The organism is Allokutzneria sp. NRRL B-24872 (assembly GCF_002155965.1).
In the GTDB taxonomy this organism is placed as follows: Bacteria; Actinomycetota; Actinomycetes; order Mycobacteriales; family Pseudonocardiaceae; genus Allokutzneria.
Window position 1 is genome coordinate 1 of sequence record NZ_MUMH01000224.1, and the last position, 1,292, is coordinate 1,292.

Below are 1,292 nucleotides of genomic sequence, written 5' to 3' on the forward strand. Positions count from 1 at the left end.
GGCGGAACCGAGCTTGAGGCGGAGGTAGCGCATGGCGGTACGGCACGGCCGAGCCAGCTTTCCTTTCACACTGGTGAAATCCCCAGTGGGAGTCCACAGTGGACGTTGCTGAGCTGTTCTCGCTGCGCGGCCGGACCGCCCTGGTGACCGGCGCCCGCACCGGCATCGGCAGGGCCGTGGCGATCGGGCTCGGCGCGGCCGGGGCGGACGTGGTCCTGCTCGGCCGGACCGACGACCTGGACGAGGTGGAGTCCGAGGTCAGGGCGACCGGCGCGGACACGACCCGGCTGGTGCTCGACCTGAGCGAGCCGCGCGCGGTCGGCNNGGCGGCGGGTGCTGTCGGTGAACCTGGACTCGGCGTTCGCGCTGGCCCAGGCCGTCGGCGGACCGATGCTGGCGCGGGGCAGCGGCAAGATCATCAACATCGCGTCGCTGTTGAGCTTCCAGGGCGGCATCCTGGTCTCGGGCTACACGGCGAGCAAGCACGCGCTGGCCGGGCTGACCAAGGCGCTGTCCAACGAGTGGGCCGAGCGCGGCGTCCAGGTCAACGCCATCGCCCCCGGCTACATCCGCACGAACAACACCGCTCCCCTGCTGCTGGACCCCGTGCGCGAACCCGCGATCCGCTCCCGCATCCCGGCTGGTCGCTGGGGCGAGCCGCACGACGTCGTCGGCGCCGCGGTGTTCCTGGCGTCCTCGGCGTCGGACTACGTCAACGGGCACACCCTCGTCGTCGACGGCGGCTGGCTCGGCCGCTGAAGATCAACCCCGGTGCAGGGACGTCAGCATGGCCTCGATCGCGATCCGGGGTTTCACGTTCTGCCCCAACGCTTCCCGGCAGTGGATCACCGCTTCGAGCCGCCGGAGCGCGGANNACGGCCGCGGTCAGCACGTCGCGGTAGAACCCGGCGAGGTCGATCAGTGCCAGGTCCAGCGCGTCCCGCTGGGTCCGCGTCGCCCGCGACTTCTGCCGCTTCTCCAGGTCCCGCAACGCCGCCTTGGCCCCGCGCTCGGCCGCCGCGACACCGCGTCCCGTGCCGCCGGAGCCCATCGCGGTCTTCAGCGCGTCCTTCTCCGCCTCGTCCCTGGTCTCGCTGAGCGCGCTCGCCTCGGCCTCAGCGGACTTCACCAGGTCATCGGCCTTGGTGAAGACGTCGCCGAGCCTGCGCAGGCCGAGCGGGATGCTCAGCACGGCCTCGCGTCGCGTCCGCGCCTCGGGGTCCGTCGCGAGCCGGTGCGCGCGCCCGATGTGCCCGGCGCTGACCGAAGCCGCCCAGCTCGCCATGTCCTCC

Annotated in this window: 2 pseudogenes; one reads left to right on the forward strand and one right to left on the reverse strand. The window is 72.4% G+C overall.

The features are described from left to right. Positions 1 to 176 precede the first annotated feature (176 nt). Positions 177 to 759: pseudogene (locus CCN37_RS36265) on the forward strand (SDR family oxidoreductase). 3 nt (positions 760 to 762) lie between these two features. Here the strand turns inward: CCN37_RS36265 and CCN37_RS41825 are convergent. Further along, positions 763 to 1,292, reverse strand: a pseudogene (locus CCN37_RS41825) (DNA polymerase III subunit delta'); the annotation flags it as partial.